This is a genomic window from Saccharopolyspora sp. (assembly GCF_017434145.1).
Classification (GTDB): domain Bacteria; phylum Actinomycetota; class Actinomycetes; order Mycobacteriales; family Pseudonocardiaceae; genus Saccharopolyspora_C; species Saccharopolyspora_C galaxeae.
Window position 1 is genome coordinate 1 of record NZ_JAFRFW010000263.1, and the last position, 17,226, is coordinate 17,226.

The window sequence follows — 17,226 nt, forward strand, 5'->3', positions numbered from 1 at the left end:
AGTGGACAAGGTCCTCGCGGAACTGCCCGCGGAGCTGGGCGCGGTGGTGCACGCCGCGGGCGTGCTCGACGACGGCGCCATCGGCTCGCTGACCCCGGAACGGCTGGACGCGGTGCTGCGGCCCAAGGCCGACGCGGCGTGGCACCTGCACGAGGCCACGCGCGAGCACGAACTGTCCGCGTTCGTGCTGTACTCCTCGGTCGCCGGAGTGATCGGCGGACCCGGGCAGGGCAACTACGCCGCGGGCAACACCTTCCTGGACGCGCTGGCCCGGCTGCGCCGCGACCAAGGCCTGCCCGCTCGCTCGCTGGCCTGGGGACCGTGGGAGCCGGTCGGTGGCATGACCGGCGACCTCACCGCGACCGACGTGCAGCGGATGGCCGACTCCGGCCTTCCGCCGCTGCCGCTTCAGCAGGGCTTGGCGCTGTTCGACGCAGCATCGGCCCGCTCGGAGGAGCTGGTCGTGGCGATGCGCACCGGTGCCTCCGGACTGCGCGCGAGCGGGTCTGTCCCGCCCGCGCTGCGCGGGCTCGTGCCCGCCGGACGGCGCACCGCGGCCGCTTGGCGCGATGGCGGCAACGGGCGCTCGATGCTGGACCGGCTCCGCGAGCAAGGCCCGGCCGAGCGGGAGCGGTCGCTCACCGACCTGGTCGTGCGGCACACCACCGAAGTCCTCGGCCACTCCGGCGCCGCGGCGGTCGAGGCCGACCGCGACTTCCTGGCGCTGGGCTTCGACTCGTTGATAGCGGTGGAGCTGCGCAACCGGCTCGGCGAGGCGTTGGGACTGCGGCTGCCCGCCTCGGTGGTGTTCGACACCCGCACCCCGGCGGCACTGGCCCGCTGGCTGTCCAACGAGCTGACCGACCGGCTCGGCGAGGCTGGCGGGAGGGGAACGGGCGGCAGCGGCAACCCGAACGACAGCCTGGTGAACCTGTTCCTGGCCGGCGTGCACAGCGGCAAGCGCAAGGAATCCATGCGGATGCTCGGCGCGGTCGCCGCGACCCGCCCGACCTTCGAGCACCCGGCCGAGCTCGCCGAGCTGCCGGAACCGGTCACCCTGGCCGACGGTCCGCCCGACCCGCGGCTGATCTGCATCAGCTCGCCCGGAGCGACCGGCGGTGTGCACCAGTACGCCCGGATCGCCGCGCACTTCCGCGGGCAGCGGCACGTCTCGGCGCTGCCACTGGCCGGTTTCGGCACCGGCGAACAGCTGCCCGAGCACGGCACGGCCGCCATCCGCTCGGTGGCCGAAAGCGCGCTGCACGGCACCGACGGCGACCCGTTCGTGCTGGTCGGGCACTCCACCGGCGGCACGATCGCCTACCACGCGGCCGGCATGCTGGAAGCGACCTGGGGCGTGCGCCCGGACGCGGTGATCCTGCTGGACACGCTGAGCCTGCGCTACGAGGACAACGACGACATCGACTACGACGAGGTCGCCCGGTACTACCTGGCCGACATCGACTCGCCATCGGTGAACCTCGACAGCGCCCGGCTCTCGGCGATGGTGCACTGGTCCAACAAGGTCGCCGCGATCACCGGTGCGCCGGTGACCACCGCGCCTACGCTGCTGGTGCAGTGCTCGGTGCCGTTGCCGGGCAGCCGCGGCAGCAGGCCGGAGCCGCCGTTCCGCACCGACCGGATCAGCGTGCTCGAGGCCGACCACCTGTCGCTGGCCAAGGAGCACTCCGATCGCACCGCCGCGCTCATGCGCGACTGGCTGGCGAGCCTGCCCGCGGACACCTCCGCCGATGTCCCCGCGGGACCGGCTTCCGAGTTCTGAGCAACGCATCCGGGGCCGCCGTCCGGCCGCCCCGTCCGACCCACTCCGCGGAGGTACCGCCGATGAGCCAATCCCTCGACCTGCCCCAGTTGGGCACCGAGCCGTCCGCGATGCTGCGGCCGCCGCAGGAGCTGCGCGACCTGCAAGCGACGGCCCCGGTGTGCCGGGTGCGCACGCCCGCCGGAGATCCGGCCTGGCTGGTCACCCGGCACCACACGGTCAAGCAACTGCTCAAGGACGAGCGGCTCAACCGGTCGCACCCGGACCCGGCGAACGCGCCCCGCTACGTCGACACCCCGTTCTTCAACCTGCTGATCACCGACACCGATCCGGAGCGGGCGCACCAGCTGCACCGCGAGATGCGCGCGCTGCTGACGCCGAGCTTCTCCGCGCGCAGGCTGAGCAGGCTGCGGCCGACGATCGAGGCGCTGGCCGAGGAGATGGTGCAGGGCCTGATCGCCAAGGGACCGCCCGCCGATCTGCACGGCGATTTCTCCCAGCCGTTCGCGCTCAACGCGCTCTACGAGCTGATCGGGGTGCCTGCCGCGGACCGGCTCAAGATCGTCGAGCTGATGGGCCGGATGTCCGGGCTGAACGATCCGGCCTCCGCCGAGCAGGGCGCCAACGAGCTGTTCGCGTACCTGGCCGAACTGGTCGGGCGCAAGCGCGGGGCGCTCGGCGAGGACGTGATCTCCCGGCTGATCGAGGCCGAAGTGGACGACGAGCGGATCGGCACCCTCGCGGCGGGCGTGCTGTTCGCCGGGCTGGACAGCGTGATCGGGCACATCGACGTCGGCGTGCTGGTGCTGTCGAACAACCCGGACAAGCTCGCCGAGGCGATGAGCGATCCGGGCAAGATGGCGATCGCGGTCGAGGAAGTGCTGCGAGCCGCCAAGGCGGGCAGCTCGATGCTGCCGCGCTACGCCACCGACGACGTCGAGGTCGGCGGCGTGACCATGCGCGCAGGGGACCTGGTGCTGCTGGACTTCACGCTGTCCAACTTCGACGAGGAAGCCTTCGACCGCCCGGAGGAGTTCGACACCACCCGCGCGCCGAACCCGCACCTGACGTTCGGGCACGGCATCTGGCACTGCATCGGCGCACCGCTGGCGCGGGTGGAGCTGCAGACGGCGTTCACCACGCTGTTCCGGCGGCTGCCGGACCTGCAGGTCGGGGTGCCCGCCGACGAACTGCGCCACGAGTCCGGGCAGCTTTCCGCGGGACTGCTGGAACTTCCGGTGACCTGGTGACCGGGCCCGTCCTCGCTCCGCGGACGTCGTAGTCGCCGGTGGCACCGCCGGTAGTCTGATTCGCGGATCTCGGCGATGCTTCGGCGTGGTCGAGTCGGGAGGTCGTCCGAACAGGAGGTTGCTGTGCAGGTCATCATCGTCGGAGCGGGGATCGGCGGGCTGACCGCGGCGCTGCGGCTGCACCAAGAAGGCATCGATTGCGTCGTCTACGAGCAGAGCGAGCAGAGCGGGGAGCTGGGCGTCGGGATCAACGCGTTGCCGCACGCGGTCAAAGAGCTCGCCGAACTCGGTCTGCTCGACTCGCTGGACGAGATCGGGGTCCGTACCCGCGACCTGTACTACGCGCACCGGCTGGGCCCGGTGATCCTGCGCAAGCCGTGCGGGCTGGACGCCGGATTCACGCTTCCCCAGTTCTGCCTGCACCGGGGCAGGTTGCAGGGCATGTTGCTGCGGGCGGTCCGGGAACGGCTCGGCGCCGACGCGGTGCGGACCGGGCACCGGCTGACCGGCTTCGACCAGGACGCGAGTGAAGTCCGGGCGCACTTCGACCGGCGCGGTGCCGCGCCGGTCACCGTGCGCGGCGACGTCCTGGTCGCCGCCGACGGAATCCACTCGGCCGCGCGGTCCATCCTGTTCCCCGCGGAAGGAGCGCCGCGGTGGAACGGCGTCCTGATGTGGCGCGGCGCCACCGACTGGCCGGAGTTCGACGGCGGTCGTTCGATGATCGTCGCCGGTGGCACCGCGGCCAAGCTGGTGATCTACCCGATCGCGGAGGGCCGCAGCGCGGGCACCAAGCTCACCAACTGGGCGGTCTGCATCCGCACCGGGCAACCCGGTGCTGCGCCGCCGGAGCGGCAGGACTGGGCCAGACCCGGCGACCGGCGAGAACTGGCCCGGCACGTCGAGCGGTTCTGCTCGCCCGCGGTCGACCACGCCGGACTGGTCGAGGCCACCGAGGAGATCTTCGAGTTCCCGATGTGCGACCGCGATCCGCTGCCCGCCTGGTCACGTGGGCGGGTGACGTTGCTGGGCGACGCCGCCCACCCGATGTATCCGATGGGCTCCAACGGCGCCGGTCAGGCGATCCTCGACGCCACCGCTCTCGGCGGGCACCTGGCGCGGTGCTCCGACCCCACCGAGGCGCTGCTGGCCTACCAGGACGATCGCCTGGCGGCCACCAGCGAGGTGGTGCTGCGCAACCGCGAAGGCGGACCGGAGAACGTCATCGACGAGGTCGAACGTCGTGCGCCGCAGGGCTTTTCGCACATCGACGAGGTGATCGACGCGGCGGAGCTCGAGGCAGTCGTGGCCGGCTACGCCCGGGCGTCGGGTTCCTCGCAGCAGCAGGTGAACGAGCCCGGTCGGTGACCTCCCGGGCGCCGCAGGCGCCTTTCGCCCGACCGGCGCCGCAGGCGCCTTGCGCCGAACCGGTCGCTCAGGCGCCCTCCACCGAACCGGGCGGCAGGAAGTCGACGTCGTGCTGCGCCGACACCCGGACCACCTCGGCCGGGTCTTCGAGGTCGTGCAGCTTGTCGAACAGCTCCGCGAGCCGTCCCGCCGGGCTCACCCAGAACAGTCCGCGGGCGATGTTCTCGCTGCGGTTGTAGTAGGCGTGCGGGAGGCCCTTCGGCATCAGCACGGTGTCGCCGGGGCCCGCGGTCTCCCACTCGCCGTCGAGGTAGAGCGTGAACACGCCCTCCAGGATGTAGATGTGCTCGTCCTGGGTCGGATGCACGTGTGGCGGTACGCCGGTGCCCGGCGGGTCCAGCGTCTCGAACGCGAAGCTCGATTCGCTGGCCGCCTTCATGGAATAGGTGTGGCCGAGCACGTTCCACACCTTGTTCCGCATGCCCTCCCGGGCCGGCGTGATCCCCTTCGGCAGGGGACCGAGCACGATTTCGTCGCCGGTCATCACACTTCCTGAGCCGATGGTTCGTCGGCTACGCACTCTGCGCCATTCCGTTGCCCGTGTACAGCCGCCAACGGGTGATCACGGGTGTGCTCCACCCGGCCGATTCGCCGTGGAAATTGCGCGGTGCGTGTTCCGCTCGAGGTGGCGGGTGCGTACATTGATCTACTCTGCATACGTAGTCAGGATGGTGGGAGCGGGATCATGGTGGTGTCCAGGCGATCGTTCATGCTCGGGACCGGTGCGGCGCTCACGGGTGTGGCGCTGGCTCCGCACTCGGCGGGAGCCGCACGCGGAGCATCCGGTGTGGACGGTCCTTCGTGGCTGGCCGACACCGTGCTGTACCAGATCTATCCGCAGAGCTTCGCCGACACCGACGGCAGCGGCATCGGCGATCTGCGCGGCATCATCGAACACCTCGATCACCTGCAATGGCTGGGAATCGGCGCGATCTGGGTCAACCCGGTGTTCCCCTCACCGCTGACCGACGCCGGTTACGACATCGCCGATTACACCGGTGTGCATCCGCGCTACGGCGACGAGGACGACGTCGTCCGGCTGGTCGAAGCCGCGCGCAGCCGCAGCATCCGGGTGCTGTTCGACCTCGTGGCCGGCCACACGTCCGACCAGCACGGCTGGTTCCTCGACTCGCTGCACGACGACACCGATCACCGCTACGTCTGGGCCACACCGGACCAGTTGCCCGACGACGGCACGCTCCCGGAGGATTTCGTCGCCTCGCCGGGCCCGCGCGCAGGTGCGTTCCTCAAGAACTACTACGACACCCAGCCCGCGATCAACTACGGCTACGCGCGCATGAACCCGGACGAGCCGTGGCGCCAGCCGGTCGACGCCGAAGGTCCGATGCGCAACCGCGCCGCGATCCGCGAGGTCATGGATCACTGGCTGCGGCTGGGGATCTCCGGGTTCCGCTGCGACTTGGCCGCCACCTTGGTCAAGGACGACCCCGGCTGGGTCGAGACCGGCAAGCTGTGGGGCGAGCTGCGCGAGTGGGTTCGCAGGCACCACCCGGACGCCGTGCTGATCTCCGAATGGGGCGATCCGGCCACGTCGGTGCCCGCGGGTTTCGACGCCGACTTCTACCTGCCGGTCAACGGTCCGGGCGACGGCGCACCGTGGAAGTCGTTGTGGCACGAGAACCCGTACTTCGGCGCCGAGGGCACCGGCACCGCGAAGATCTTCGTGGACGCCTGGACCGAGGCGACCGGGGACATCGGCCGCGGCCGCATCATGCTGCCGACCGCCAACCACGACAGCGCGAACCGGCTCAACGACGGCGTCCGCACCCCGGAGGAACGTCCCGCAGCGTTCGCGTTCCTGCTGACCTGGCCGACGATTCCCGCGATGTACTACGGCGAGGAGATCGGCATGCGGATGATCGAGGGCCTGCCCGATGTCGAAGGCAGCGCCGGACGCCAGCGCAACCGCACGCCGATGCAGTGGAACGCCGGGCCCAACGCCGGGTTCTCCGAGGCGCCCGCCGAGGACCTCTACATCCCGATCGACCCGGACCCGGACCGGCCGACCGTCGAAGCGCAGCGCCGCGATCCGGGCTCGCTGCTGCACTTCGTCCGGCGGCTGCTGGCGTTGCGCAAGCGGTACCCCGAACTCGGCACGCAGGCCGACGTGCGGGTGTTCTCGGACGGCTATCCGCTGACCTACCTGCGCGGCGACCGGTTCCTGGTCACCGTCAACCCGCGCCGCGACCCCGCGACGATCACCGTTGCGGACGGCCGCGTGCAGGACGCCAGGCCCGTCGAGGACAGCGGTGTCCGCCTGGACGGCGAAGCGATGACCGTCCCGGGATTCGGCTACGCGATCCTCGATCTGAACGGCTGACCGGATTCGTTGCGGTGCGCCCGCACCGAATCTTGACGGTACGGGGGCCGCGGGCTAGCCTCCGACGAACTTCATACGTATGCACAATGTCCACCGGCGTCGTGACCCCTGGAGATGCCCATGTCAGTCGGAATGCCGGGCCCGCCAGCCCCCGCCCTCGCGGCAGACCAGCAGCAGGCGCCGGCGAAGATCCGCCGAGCGGTCTACGCGGGCGGCGTCGGCAACTTCGTCGAGCAGTTCGACTACGGGCTCTACGGCTACATGGCGCCGATGCTGGCCTCGTCGTTCTTCCCGGGCGGCAACAGCGCGGCGACGGTGATGAGCACCTACGCGGTCCTCGCCGTCGCCTGCGTGTTCCGCCCCCTCGGCGGAACGCTCGTCGGCCGCTGGGGCGACCGCGTCGGCCGGAAGAAGGCTCTGCTGTGGACGATCGTCATGATGGGCGTGTCCACCGCGCTGATCGGCGCCCTGCCGACCTACCAGCAGGTCGGCTTCCTGGCACCGCTGCTGCTGGTGCTCATCCGGACCTTCCAGGGGATGATCTCCGGCGGTGAATACGTCGGCGCGGTCGCGTTCATCATGGAGTGGGCGAAGCCGCACCAGCGCGCCTACTACACCTCGTACGCCTCGAACAGCTGCTTCCTCGGCATCCTCGGCGGCGCGGGCGTCGCGGCGCTGGTCAGCACCGCGTTCGAGCAGCCGGTGCTGGAATCCTGGGGCTGGCGGATCCCGTTCCTCGCGGTGCTGCCGTTGTCGCTGCTCGGGTTGTGGCTGCGCAGCCGCATCGAGGAGACGCCGGAATTCATGCGCGAGACCGAAGGCGGCACGAACATCGTCAAGGCGCCGGTGCGCGAGGCGCTGCGCGAGCAGTGGCGCCCGATCCTGGTGTTCTGCGGAGCCTCGATCATGCTGGCGATCCTGTCCTACACCTGGGTCACCTACTACCCGGAGTACCTGACCAGCAATGTCGGGCTCACCCGCTCGCAGGCGCTGCTGTCCAACCTCATCTCGGTGGCCGTGCTGATGCCGCTGCTTCCGCTGGCGGGCAAGCTCTCGGACCGGATCGGCCGCAAGCCGATGCTGATCAGCGGTGCGCTGGCGTGCATCTTCCTCGTTCCGCTGGCGTTCGCCATCGGCGAGCAGGGCAGCTTCACCGCCGCGGTCGGCAGCCAGCTCGTCTACATCGTCCCGGAGTTCTTCCTCACCGGGATCGTGACGACGTGTTCGGCCGAGCTGTTCGCGACCCGCACCAGGTTCAGCGCGAGCGCGATCGCCTACAACAGCTCGTTCTCGATCTTCATGGGTGTCACGCCGTTCATCGCGGCGTTGCTGGTCGACCGGTTCGGCACGATCTACGCGGTGTGGGCCTACCTCGCCGCGGCGGCGGTGCTGGCGCTGGTGGTGGTCACGGTGTTCATGAAGGAGACGTACCGCAGCGAGCTCGGCGCGAACAAGTTCGCCTGAACCGGCCCGTGACCGGTCATCCGCGGCGGGTGGCGGGAGGCGCGTGGGTTCCTCTGCGCACGAGTTCCGGTGCGAAAGCCACGCGCCGCGCGGGATCGCCCGCGTCACCGGAGAGGCGTTCGACGAGCAGCCGGGCGGCGGCCCTGGCCATCTCTTGGAGGTCGTAGCGGATCGTGGTGAGCGAGAAGGCCTCCCAGGACGCTATCGGCAGATCGTCGAAGCCCACCAGCGTGAGCTCATCGGGAATGCGGACGCCCGCCCGCAACGCGGCGTTGTAGGCGCCGATGGCCACCACATCGTTGCCGCAGAACACGGCCGTGAGGTCCGGATCAGCGGCGAGGAGTTCGGAAAGTCCGAGGTAGCCGGTGTCGAAGTCGTAGGAACCGCGGCGGATCCGGGTCGCGGGCAACGCGATGTCGGCCTCGGCGAGCGCGTCCACGAAACCGGCCTCGCGATCCCGGCCGGAGCTGGTGTCGGTCGAGCCGCCCAGCAGCGCGACCCTGCGGTGCCCGAGCGCGATCAGTTCCTCGGCGGCGAGCCTGCCGCCGCGCTCGTTGTCGACCGCGGCCGAGTCGGCGCCGTCGCGCCCGTCGACCCGGTTGAGGAACACGAACGGGATCTGCTTGCGCCGCAGCGCATCGGGGAGCTCGGAGCCACTGGTCGCGGTCGTCAGCACCGCGCCGTCGATGGAGTGGTCGAGCAGTCCCTCGGTGGCCAAGGCGTCGTCGGAACGTTCCGCCAGCAGCATCATGCGGTAGCCGCAGCGCTCCAGCTCGTCGTGCAGCGGACCGATCAGGTGCGGGTAGAACGGGTTGGTCAAGTCGCTGACCAGCACGCCGATCCGGCGAGTGGTGTGCGTGGACAGGCTCCTGCCTGCCTCGCTCGGCACGTAGTTGAGGACCTGCGCGGCGTGGCGGACGCGGTCCTGCGTCGCCGCGGAAACCCGCGGATCACCGCGCAGCGCGCGCGAGACCGTCGCCTGGGACACGCCCGCGAACCTGGCGACGTCGTGACTCGTGATCGACATGGAACCTCCTGGAATACGGAGTCTAGTCGGCGTCATCGGTCGAGCTCTTGCACGGTGTTCGGCCCGGTCAGCACCCGGTTGGTCATTGACCGCCGCTCCGCCGCTGCGGTAGTACATACGTATTCATAGTTTTGGTCGGAGGGAGCGGGGATGCAGCAGCAGCCGGTACGGGTCAGCGAGGCCGAGAGCGCGCGGCGGACGATCCGGCGCAGCGATTTCGTGTCGTGCGACCAGGCGTTCATCGACTGCCGCACACCGGGTTCGCAGCGCAAGGAGAACTACGCGATGATCGGGCCCGGGGTGTCGCAGAATTCCAAGCAGGTCATCAACCTCCGCGAGCCGCACGGCTACAACATCGGCGCGGCCGCGATGCCGCAAGGGGTCACCAACAACCTGCACCTGCACTTCACCGCCGAGGTGTTCCTGTGCTTCCGCGGCGAGTACCTGCTGCGCTGGGGAGCTGACGGGGACGAGGGGGAGCTGGTGCTCCGCGAGGGCGACATCGCCTCGATTCCGACCTGGATCTTCCGCGGCTTCACCAACATCGGCCCGGACGACGGGTGGCTGTTCACCTCGCTCGGCCACGACGAGACCGGCGGCATCATCTGGGGCCCCACCGTGTTGCGGGACGCCGCCGGGCACGGGCTGCACCTGACCGAGGACGGCCGGCTGATCGACACGGTCGCCGGGGACGAGCCGCCGGACGACGTCGAGCTGGTGCGCCCGATGGCCGAGTCGGACATCGCGCGGCTGCGGTCGTTCTCCGCCGAGAAGATGCGGCGGCGCGTGGTGACCCAGGACGACCTGGAGTGGTGCTCGAGGCCGTTCCTGGATTCGGTGGTCACCGGCGGCGGTGCGGAACTGGCGCTGGTGGTCGGCTTCGGCAAGACCGAGGACCTCAACCAGGAACCGCGGATCTACAACCCGCACGGGCACAACATCGCCTGGCTGCGCGCCGAACCCGGTGCCGGGATGCTCGGGCACCGCATCGAGCAGACGCAGGTGCTCATGGTCAAGGAGGGGCGCTGGGAGGTCACCCTCAACGACCACGAGCCGGTCGCGGTCCAGCTCGGCGAATGGGACATGCTCTCGGTGCCGCCCGGCGCGTGGCGCAGCATCCGGAACACCGGGGACGACACCGGCAAGCTCGTGGTGATCAATTCCGGGGATGGGCGGGTGCGCCTCGACTGGGACGAGGAAGTGGTCAAGGCCGCCGCCGATGCCGGGTACTCCATCGACCACAACGGCTACGTCGCGCCGTACGCGCTCGTGCCGCGCGCTCGTGGCTGACACGGCGGTGCTGGTGCCCGGGATGCTCTGCGATTCCGGGCTGTGGGCCGGGGTCGAGTCGCGGCTGGAACTGCCGGTCGTGCACGCGGAGCTGGACCGCCCGAGCGTCACCGGCATGGCCGAGCACGTGCTGTCCAGTGTGGATGGTCGAGTCGTGCTTGTCGGTCTGAGCCTCGGGGCGATCGTCGGGTTCGAGATCGCGCGACTGGCCCCGGAGCGGGTAGCCGGGTTCGCCGCACTGGCCACGAACGCCGCCGCGCCCAGACCGGAGCAGCACGAAGGGTGGCGGCAGGCCGACCGGCGCACCGAAGCCGGAGAATTCGCTGCGGTCGTCGAGGAAATCCTGCCGACCATGTACGCCGGGCAGCGGCCGTCGCCGGAGTTGGCGCGGGAATTCCGGGAGATGGCCGAGCGGATCGGCCCGCGACGGTTCCGCACCCAGCTGGCCGGCCAATCCACCCGGACCGACGCACGCGCTGTGCTGCGCACGATCAATGTTCCGTCCCTTGTGGCCTGCGGTACCGAGGACGCCTTGTGCCCACCGCGGATCCATCGCGAAATCGCCGACCACCTCGGCGACACCGAATTGCACGTGGTGCCCGCGGCCGGGCACCTGTTTCCGCTCGAAGCGCCCGATACGACCGCCGGATTGCTCAACGGGCTGATCCGGCGGTGCACCTCACCGATCCTGACCGAGGAGAACGACTTTGCCCGAAGTGTTGAAGCGCCCGGCGCCGCAGCCGACGGCGACCGATGACTCCGCTCCGCGTGACGAGGCCTTGCGCGAACGGGTCCGCACGATCATCGAGGACGTCCGCGCCCGCGGTGACGAAGCGGTGCGCGAGCATTCGCAGCTTTTCGACGGATGGGCCCCGGAGTCGTTCCGGCTGAGGCCGGACGAGATCGAGCGGATCGTCGCCACGGTCGGCGAGCAGGCGCTGGCAGACATCCGGTTCGTGCAGTCGCAGGTTCGTGCTTTCGCCGAGCACCAACGGGAATCGATGCGCGACATCGAGGTCGAGACGCTGCCGGGGGTGCGGCTGGGACACCGGCACGTCCCGATCGACGCCGTGGGCGCGTACGTGCCCGGTGGCCGCTACCCGCTGACCGCTTCGGCGCACATGACGATCGTGACCGCCAAAGTCGCCGGAGTGCCGCGGGTCGCGGCGGCGACTCCGCCGATTCGCGGTGAGATTCCGGCGCCGACGATCGCCGCCATGCACCTGGCCGGGGCGGACGAGATCTATCTGCTCGGCGGTGTGCAGGCGGTGGCCGCGCTGGCCGCAGGTACCGAGTCGATCGGCTCGGTGGACCTGCTGGCCGGGCCGGGCAACGCCTACGTCGCCGAGGCCAAGCGCCAGCTCTTCGGCGAGGTCGGCATCGATCTGTTCGCCGGGCCGACCGAGATCCTCGTCATCGCCGACGAACACGCAGATCCGTTCGTGGTCGCGGTGGACCTGCTCTCGCAGGCCGAGCACGGCCCGGACTCACCCGCGGTGCTGATCACCACCTCGGCGACGCTCGCCGATGCGGTCATCGCCCACGTCGACGAGCTTCTTCCCGGGATGCCGACCGCCGACTTCGCCGGGCCCGCGTGGCGCGACCACGGTGCGGTGGTCGTGGTCGACTCGGTGGACGAGGCGTACGCGCTCGCCGACACCTACGCCAGCGAGCACGTCCAGGTGCTGACCGCCCAGCCGCGGCGCGCGCTCGACCGGATGCGCAACTACGGGGCGCTGTTCCTCGGCGAAGGCACGTGCGTGTCCTACGGGGACAAGGTCATCGGGACCAACCACGTGCTGCCGACCAAGGGCGCCGCGCGCTACACCGGTGGGCTTTGGGTGGGGAAGTACCTGAAGACGGTGACCTACCAGGAAGTGACCGACCCGGCGGCGAGCGCACAGCTGGGCGAGGTGTGCGGCCGGGCGGCTCGGGTCGAGCTGTTCGAGGGCCATGCCCGCTCCGGCGATGTGCGTGCCGCGAAGTACGGCGAGACCGCGCTGGAATGGACCGATCATGCCCGAAGCTGAACCCGCCGGGCGCACCGCGTTGGTCACCGGCGGCGGCAACGGGCTCGGCCGGGCGATGTGCCACGCCCTCTCGGCCGCCGGAGCCCGGGTGATCGTCGTCGGCAGGACCCGATCGGCGCTGGACGAGACGGTGGCCGGGATGTCCGGCGAGGGCGTCGCGGTGACCTGCGACGTCGCTGATCCGGACGCCGTGGCGGCGCTCGCCGAGCAGCTGGCGGGCGAGCACGTGTCGATCTTGGTGAACAACGCGGGGGTCGCAGGCCCGGTCGCGCCGCTCACCGAGATCGACCCCACCGAGTGGGATGCGGTGTTCGCCGCCAACGTGCGCGGCACGTACCTGATGTGCCGCGCCTTCCTGCCCGCCATGACCGAGCGGGGCGCGGGCGACGTGGTCAACATCGCCTCGGTGTCCGGGAAGCGTCCGCTGGCCCGGCGCACGCCTTACTGCGCCTCGAAGGCGGCGGTGCTGGGGCTGACCACCACGCTGGCCGCCGAGGTCGGCCCGCTCGGCGTCGCGGTCAACGCGCTCTCGCCGGGCCCGGTCGAAGGGCCGCGGATGGCGCGGAACTTCCGGCTGGAGGCGGAAAGGACCGGAAGAACCGCCGAACAGGCGGAGGAGGAGTTCGTCTCGCGCGCTGCTCTCGGCCGCATGGTGACCGAGGACGAAGTGGGTGCGGCGCTGGTGGCGATGCTGCGGATGCCGGGGTTGTGCGCCGCCGACATCGATCTTTCCGCGGGGATGGTGGGCCGATGAAGCTGAAGTCGAAGCTGCGCGCGGGTTCCCGGCTGCGCGGGGGAATCCTGCGTCTACCGGCGGAGATGCTCGTGGAGCTGTCCGGGATCGCGAACCTGGACTACGTGCTCGTCGACTGCGAGCACGGCCCGGACGATCTGGTGCCGCTGCAGCAGCACATCGCGCTCGCGCAGGCGCACGGCCTACCGGTGCTCGTGCGGGTCGGGCGCGCGGATCCGAACCAGGTGCTGCGGGTGCTGGACCTCGGAGCCGACGGCATCGTCGTCCCGCACGTGGAAAGTGCGCGGGAAGCCGAAGAAGTCGTCCGGTCCGCGCACTACCCGCCGCGCGGGGAGCGCGGTTTCGCGACCTACAGCAGAGCGGGCCGGTACGGGGCGGTGACCGCGACGGAGCACCTGCGCAACGCCGAGGACGTGCTGGTGGTGGCGATGGTGGAGACTGCGGCCGGTGTCGGGAACACCGCCGAAATCGTTGCGGTGGAAGGAATCGACGCGGTGTGGGTCGGTCCGGCCGACCTGGCGGTGTCGCTCGGGGTGCCGCCCGGTGATCAAGCCGTGCACCGGGCGGCGGCCGAGGTCCACCGGCAGGCGCGGGATGCCGGCGCGGCTGTGATGGCCATCGTTTCGAGCGCCGAAGCGGGAGCGGCCGGCGACGCCGACTTCGTGGTCTACAACCTCGCGCACATCCTGCTGGGAACCTTCCGCGCCCTTGCGGCGACCGAGGACACCGGGTCGGGCTGAGGTGGCCGCTCCGCCGGCCGGTCGGGGTGGCGAATCACCTCGGTCCCGCGCGGAGTCGGGTTGGACGGCTCGGTGGTTCAGTCCCGCGCCACCGGGCCGTACAACTCCGGGCGGCGGTCGGCGAACAGGTCGGCGTGCTCGGTGAGCCGCTTGTCCCGCGAAGCGCGCAGATCCAGGTCGGCGCAGGCGATTCCTTCGGCGTCGGCCTCCGCGCGCATCCACCCGTCGGGACCGATGATCCCGGTGCCTTCGGTCCAGTCGGTGCCGCGTTCGCTCCCGCTGCGGTCGCAGCAGGCGATGGCGAGGTGGTTCACGCGTGCGGCCGCCATCGCGATGATCACCTCGGGTGCGCGTTCCCGTTCGGGTCGCGGCACCCGCGGCCAATTCGTCGGCGCGGCGAGCAATTCCGCCCCGTCGAGGGCCAGCCGCCGGGTCAGCTCCGGGAATTCGAGGTCGTAGCAGATCAGCACCCCGATCCTGCCGTGCGCGGTGTCGAGCACCGGTGGCGCTTCGGCGCCCGGGGTGAACAGCAGCCGCTCCTCGTCCCACAGGTGCGTTTTGCGGTAGACCGCGACGAGTTCCCCGCGATCCAGCACCGCCGCGCTGTTGTAGAGCCGCCCGTCGTCGCCGAGCTCGCAGAACCCGCCGATCACGACGGCTTCCGGCGCCGCCCGGCCCCACTCGGCGAGCAGCGGATCGCTCGGCCGCAACGCCGCCGAGGTCGCCTCCGTCACCGAGCTGAGCCGGTAGCCGGAGGTCGCCAGTTCCGGGAGCACGATCACCTCGGCTCCGCGCGCGGCCGCCCCGCGCACGGCCGCCACCGACAACTCGCGGTTGTACGGCGGGTCGGCCACGCGCGGAGCCAGCTGCGCGCACAGCACCCGGGTCATCGCGGCCGACATGGATGCCGTACCGGAGCGGAGGTGCTCATCCCAGCAACGCCGCGGGCTCGTCGGTCAGCAGCTGGGCGAGCACGTCGAACTCGTTGAACAACGACCACTCCTCGACGATGCGCCCGCCCGAGAAGTACAGCTGCGACATGCCCCACAGCTGCGCTCGGCGCCCGGTCGGTGCACCGTACAGGCCGTAGCCGCGGTGCGTGCCCGCGCCGGACCAGCGGACCGAGACGCTGAACCCGTCGACTTCGTTGCCCATCCAGTACACCTCGTCCACCGATACCCCGAGGTCCGGGAAGGTCGCCAGCAGCGAACGCGCCATGCCCCGCACATCGGACCGGTTGCGTCCGGTGCGGTTCGTGGTGCCGTGCCAGCGGACCGCGTCGGCGTACACCCGGTCGAACATGCTCAGGTCGCGACGGTTGTAGACGTTGTGGAACAGCGCCCGCACCGTCTGCTCCACGTCGAACCGGGCGGTCGGCAGCGGCATCGACTCCGGTTTGCGTCCGCCGGTCAGCCGCAGCGGCTCGCTGAACTGGCGCGCGGTCAGCGGAGCGATCCCGCCCTCGTTGCCGTAGGTGCGTGCCGCCTCGACCACGTTCACGCCGAGCTGCTGCAGTTTTGCCGCGGTGTTGTAGAGGACCCATTCCTCGTAGATCTCGTTCTCCCGCACCACGCAGTTCGCCATCACCCAGGTGTCGAGCTTGCGCCCGGTCGGCGGGCCCCAGCGCCACGGTCCGGTGTGGTGGCCGATGTTGATGGCGCGGTGCGAGGTGACGAAACCCTGGTCCTCGTCACCCGCCCAGATCACGTCGTCGGCGTAGTGCCTGCAGTCCGGGAAGGCGTTGATCGACTGCATGGTTCCGTCGACGAGCTGCTCGACGCCGTAGGAGTAGCCGTTGTCGCCGTGCAGCCTGCATCCGGGGCTGTAGGTGTCGTAGATGTACCCGACGTCCTGGTCTTCCCAGATGCGGTGGGTGATCCGGACGATGTAGTCGACGATGTCGGTGTAGGTGTCCTCGAAACCGCGCATCGGCTGGCGGCGTTCCCCGGGTACGCGCCGGGGCTCGTCCGCGCCGTGCCCGGAGTCGACCCGGATGGCGTGGTCGGTCGGCATCGTCCGCGCAGGCGGGTGCATCGTTCCCTCCGGGGAGCCGCCCCGCTGCGGTGCGGAGGCCGGGACGACCTCCGTGTTCGGCTGGTCGGACTTGCCGCTCATCTAGCGCGTTCCCTTCTGGTAGCGGGCGGTGCGGATGGTGGCGGTGGCGCGGTGCGCGGCCATCCGCTCGTAATCGGAGATCACGTCGACGGCATCGGCCAGCAAGGGCGTCGCCTGCTCGGCGATCCGCTGGTAAGTCAGCGGTTTGAGGAACCGCGACACCGACAGGCCCGCGCTGTGCTTGGCGCCGCCCGCGGTGGGCAGCACGTGGTTGGTCCCGGCCATCCCCTTGTCGGAATAGGCCACCGTGCTCCACGGGCCGAGGAAGATCGAGCCGTAGTTGTGCAGCGCCCGGTGGTAGTGCTCGTCGTCGGCGGTGTGCACTTCGAGGTGTTCCGGCGCGAGGTCGTCCATCAGCGCCACGGCCGTCTCGGCGTCCGCGGCCCAGGTCACCGACCCGTGATCGCGCCACGCCGGTCCGGCGATCTCCTTCGTGGCCAGGGTTTCGAGCTGCCGCTGCACCTGTTCGATCACGGCCTCGCCGAGCTGCTCGGACGTGGTCACCAATGCCGCGGGGGAGTTCACCCCGTGCTCGGCCTGGCCGAGCAGGTCCGCGGCGACCAGTTCCGGGTCGGCGGTCTCGTCGGCGAGCACGGCGACCTCGGACGGCCCTGCGAGCAGGTCGATGCCGACGGTGCCGAACAGCTGCCGCTTCGCCTCGGCCACGAAGGCGTTGCCCGCTCCTACCAGCACGTCCACCGGACGTTCGCCGAGCAGGCCGAACGCCATCGCGGCGAGTGCCTGGACCCCGCCGAGCACGTAGACCCGGTCGGCGCCGGAGAGGTGCGCGGAGTAGAGCACCGCCGGGTCCGGCGTGCCGTCCGGGCCGGGCGGCACGCACGCCAGCACCGTCCGCACGCCGGCGACCTTGGGCACCCCGACGGTCATGAACGCGCCCGCGGTCAGCGGGAACCGCCCGGCTGGCAGGTACGCGCCGACCCGCTGCACCGGCACGTACCGGTGCCCGGTGATCAGGCCGGGAGCCAGCTCGGTCTCGAAGTCGG

Annotated in this window: 15 protein-coding genes; 10 read left to right on the top strand and 5 right to left on the bottom strand. The window is 70.6% G+C overall.

Annotated features, from left to right (window positions below; translation table 11 throughout):
• The 3 genes from IJH84_RS07315 to IJH84_RS07325 all read left to right on the top strand — a co-directional run.
• A partial coding sequence (locus tag IJH84_RS07315) for a KR domain-containing protein (RefSeq protein WP_295141860.1) occupies positions 1–1,783 on the top strand: 1,783 nt, incomplete at its 5' end.
• 62 nt (positions 1,784–1,845) lie between these two features.
• Positions 1,846–3,033: a cytochrome P450 gene (locus IJH84_RS07320; RefSeq protein ID WP_295141863.1), complete on the top strand. Its 1,188-nt coding sequence runs from the start codon at positions 1,846–1,848 to the stop codon at positions 3,031–3,033.
• 123 nt (positions 3,034–3,156) lie between these two features.
• Positions 3,157–4,401 carry a flavin-dependent oxidoreductase gene (locus IJH84_RS07325; protein WP_295141866.1) on the top strand — a complete coding sequence of 415 codons (1,245 nt, stop codon included), beginning with the start codon at positions 3,157–3,159 and terminating at the stop codon, positions 4,399–4,401.
• A gap of 67 nt (positions 4,402–4,468) precedes the next feature.
• Here IJH84_RS07325 and IJH84_RS07330 read toward each other — a convergent pair whose 3' ends face one another.
• On the bottom strand, positions 4,469–4,945 hold the full coding sequence (locus IJH84_RS07330) for a cupin domain-containing protein (RefSeq protein WP_200071666.1): 477 nt from the start codon (positions 4,943–4,945) through the stop codon (positions 4,469–4,471).
• A 201-nt stretch (positions 4,946–5,146) separates the two neighbouring features.
• Here IJH84_RS07330 and IJH84_RS07335 point away from each other — a divergent pair, with 201 nt between their 5' ends.
• Positions 5,147–6,802: an alpha-amylase family glycosyl hydrolase gene (locus IJH84_RS07335; RefSeq protein WP_295141869.1), complete on the top strand. Its 1,656-nt coding sequence runs from the start codon at positions 5,147–5,149 to the stop codon at positions 6,800–6,802.
• A 120-nt stretch (positions 6,803–6,922) separates the two neighbouring features.
• Entirely contained in the window at positions 6,923–8,266 is a 1,344-nt protein-coding gene (locus IJH84_RS07340) for an MFS transporter (RefSeq protein WP_295141872.1), read from the top strand.
• A 16-nt stretch (positions 8,267–8,282) separates the two neighbouring features.
• Here IJH84_RS07340 and IJH84_RS07345 read toward each other — a convergent pair whose 3' ends face one another.
• Positions 8,283–9,293: a LacI family DNA-binding transcriptional regulator gene (locus IJH84_RS07345; protein ID WP_295141875.1), complete on the bottom strand. Its 1,011-nt coding sequence runs from the start codon at positions 9,291–9,293 to the stop codon at positions 8,283–8,285.
• Between the two features lie 150 nt (positions 9,294–9,443).
• On the opposite strand from IJH84_RS07345, the gene IJH84_RS07350 reads away from it, so the two are divergent.
• From IJH84_RS07350 to IJH84_RS07370, 5 genes are read left to right on the top strand one after another with little or no spacing between them, the layout of a single operon-like run.
• Positions 9,444–10,583, top strand: a complete 1,140-nt coding sequence (locus IJH84_RS07350) for a cupin domain-containing protein (protein WP_295141878.1) — start codon at positions 9,444–9,446, stop codon at positions 10,581–10,583.
• A complete protein-coding gene (locus IJH84_RS07355; protein WP_295141881.1) occupies positions 10,576–11,340 on the top strand; it encodes an alpha/beta hydrolase in 765 nt (254 codons plus the stop codon). The genes IJH84_RS07350 and IJH84_RS07355 overlap by 8 nt, the downstream gene beginning before the upstream one ends.
• A complete protein-coding gene (gene hisD, locus IJH84_RS07360; RefSeq protein WP_295141898.1) occupies positions 11,300–12,613 on the top strand; it encodes a histidinol dehydrogenase in 1,314 nt (437 codons plus the stop codon). The genes IJH84_RS07355 and hisD (IJH84_RS07360) overlap by 41 nt, the downstream gene beginning before the upstream one ends.
• Positions 12,600–13,367, top strand: coding sequence for an SDR family NAD(P)-dependent oxidoreductase (locus IJH84_RS07365; protein ID WP_295141884.1), 768 nt, complete (start codon positions 12,600–12,602; stop codon positions 13,365–13,367). The genes hisD (IJH84_RS07360) and IJH84_RS07365 overlap by 14 nt, the downstream gene beginning before the upstream one ends.
• On the top strand, positions 13,364–14,107 hold the full coding sequence (locus tag IJH84_RS07370; RefSeq protein ID WP_295141887.1) for an aldolase/citrate lyase family protein: 744 nt from the start codon (positions 13,364–13,366) through the stop codon (positions 14,105–14,107). Before IJH84_RS07365 ends, IJH84_RS07370 begins: the two co-directional genes overlap by 4 nt.
• A 77-nt stretch (positions 14,108–14,184) precedes the next feature.
• Here the strand turns inward: IJH84_RS07370 and IJH84_RS07375 are convergent, their stop codons facing one another.
• From IJH84_RS07375 to hisD (IJH84_RS07385), 3 genes are all read right to left on the bottom strand, one after another.
• Positions 14,185–15,009, bottom strand: coding sequence for a nitrilase-related carbon-nitrogen hydrolase (locus IJH84_RS07375; RefSeq protein WP_295141889.1), 825 nt, complete (start codon positions 15,007–15,009; stop codon positions 14,185–14,187).
• A gap of 25 nt (positions 15,010–15,034) precedes the next feature.
• Positions 15,035–16,222, bottom strand: a complete 1,188-nt coding sequence (locus IJH84_RS07380; RefSeq protein WP_295141892.1) for an ester cyclase — start codon at positions 16,220–16,222, stop codon at positions 15,035–15,037.
• The coding region (gene hisD / locus IJH84_RS07385) for a histidinol dehydrogenase (protein WP_295141895.1) at positions 16,223–17,226 on the bottom strand (1,004 nt) is incomplete at its 5' end.

What these genes read in the sequence shown, in the direction of transcription:
- IJH84_RS07320 (WP_295141863.1), top strand. Translation starts at nt 1,846, where the DNA reads ATGAGCCAATCCCTCGACCTGCCCCAGTTGGGCACCGAGCCGTCCGCG.
- IJH84_RS07330 (WP_200071666.1), bottom strand. Translation starts at nt 4,945, where the DNA reads ATGACCGGCGACGAAATCGTGCTCGGTCCCCTGCCGAAGGGGATCACG.
- IJH84_RS07335 (WP_295141869.1), top strand. Translation starts at nt 5,147, where the DNA reads ATGGTGGTGTCCAGGCGATCGTTCATGCTCGGGACCGGTGCGGCGCTC.
- IJH84_RS07340 (WP_295141872.1), top strand. Translation starts at nt 6,923, where the DNA reads ATGTCAGTCGGAATGCCGGGCCCGCCAGCCCCCGCCCTCGCGGCAGAC.
- IJH84_RS07345 (WP_295141875.1), bottom strand. Translation starts at nt 9,293, where the DNA reads ATGTCGATCACGAGTCACGACGTCGCCAGGTTCGCGGGCGTGTCCCAG.
- IJH84_RS07350 (WP_295141878.1), top strand. Translation starts at nt 9,444, where the DNA reads ATGCAGCAGCAGCCGGTACGGGTCAGCGAGGCCGAGAGCGCGCGGCGG.
- IJH84_RS07365 (WP_295141884.1), top strand. Translation starts at nt 12,600, where the DNA reads ATGCCCGAAGCTGAACCCGCCGGGCGCACCGCGTTGGTCACCGGCGGC.
- IJH84_RS07370 (WP_295141887.1), top strand. Translation starts at nt 13,364, where the DNA reads ATGAAGCTGAAGTCGAAGCTGCGCGCGGGTTCCCGGCTGCGCGGGGGA.
- IJH84_RS07375 (WP_295141889.1), bottom strand. Translation starts at nt 15,009, where the DNA reads ATGTCGGCCGCGATGACCCGGGTGCTGTGCGCGCAGCTGGCTCCGCGC.
- IJH84_RS07380 (WP_295141892.1), bottom strand. Translation starts at nt 16,222, where the DNA reads ATGAGCGGCAAGTCCGACCAGCCGAACACGGAGGTCGTCCCGGCCTCC.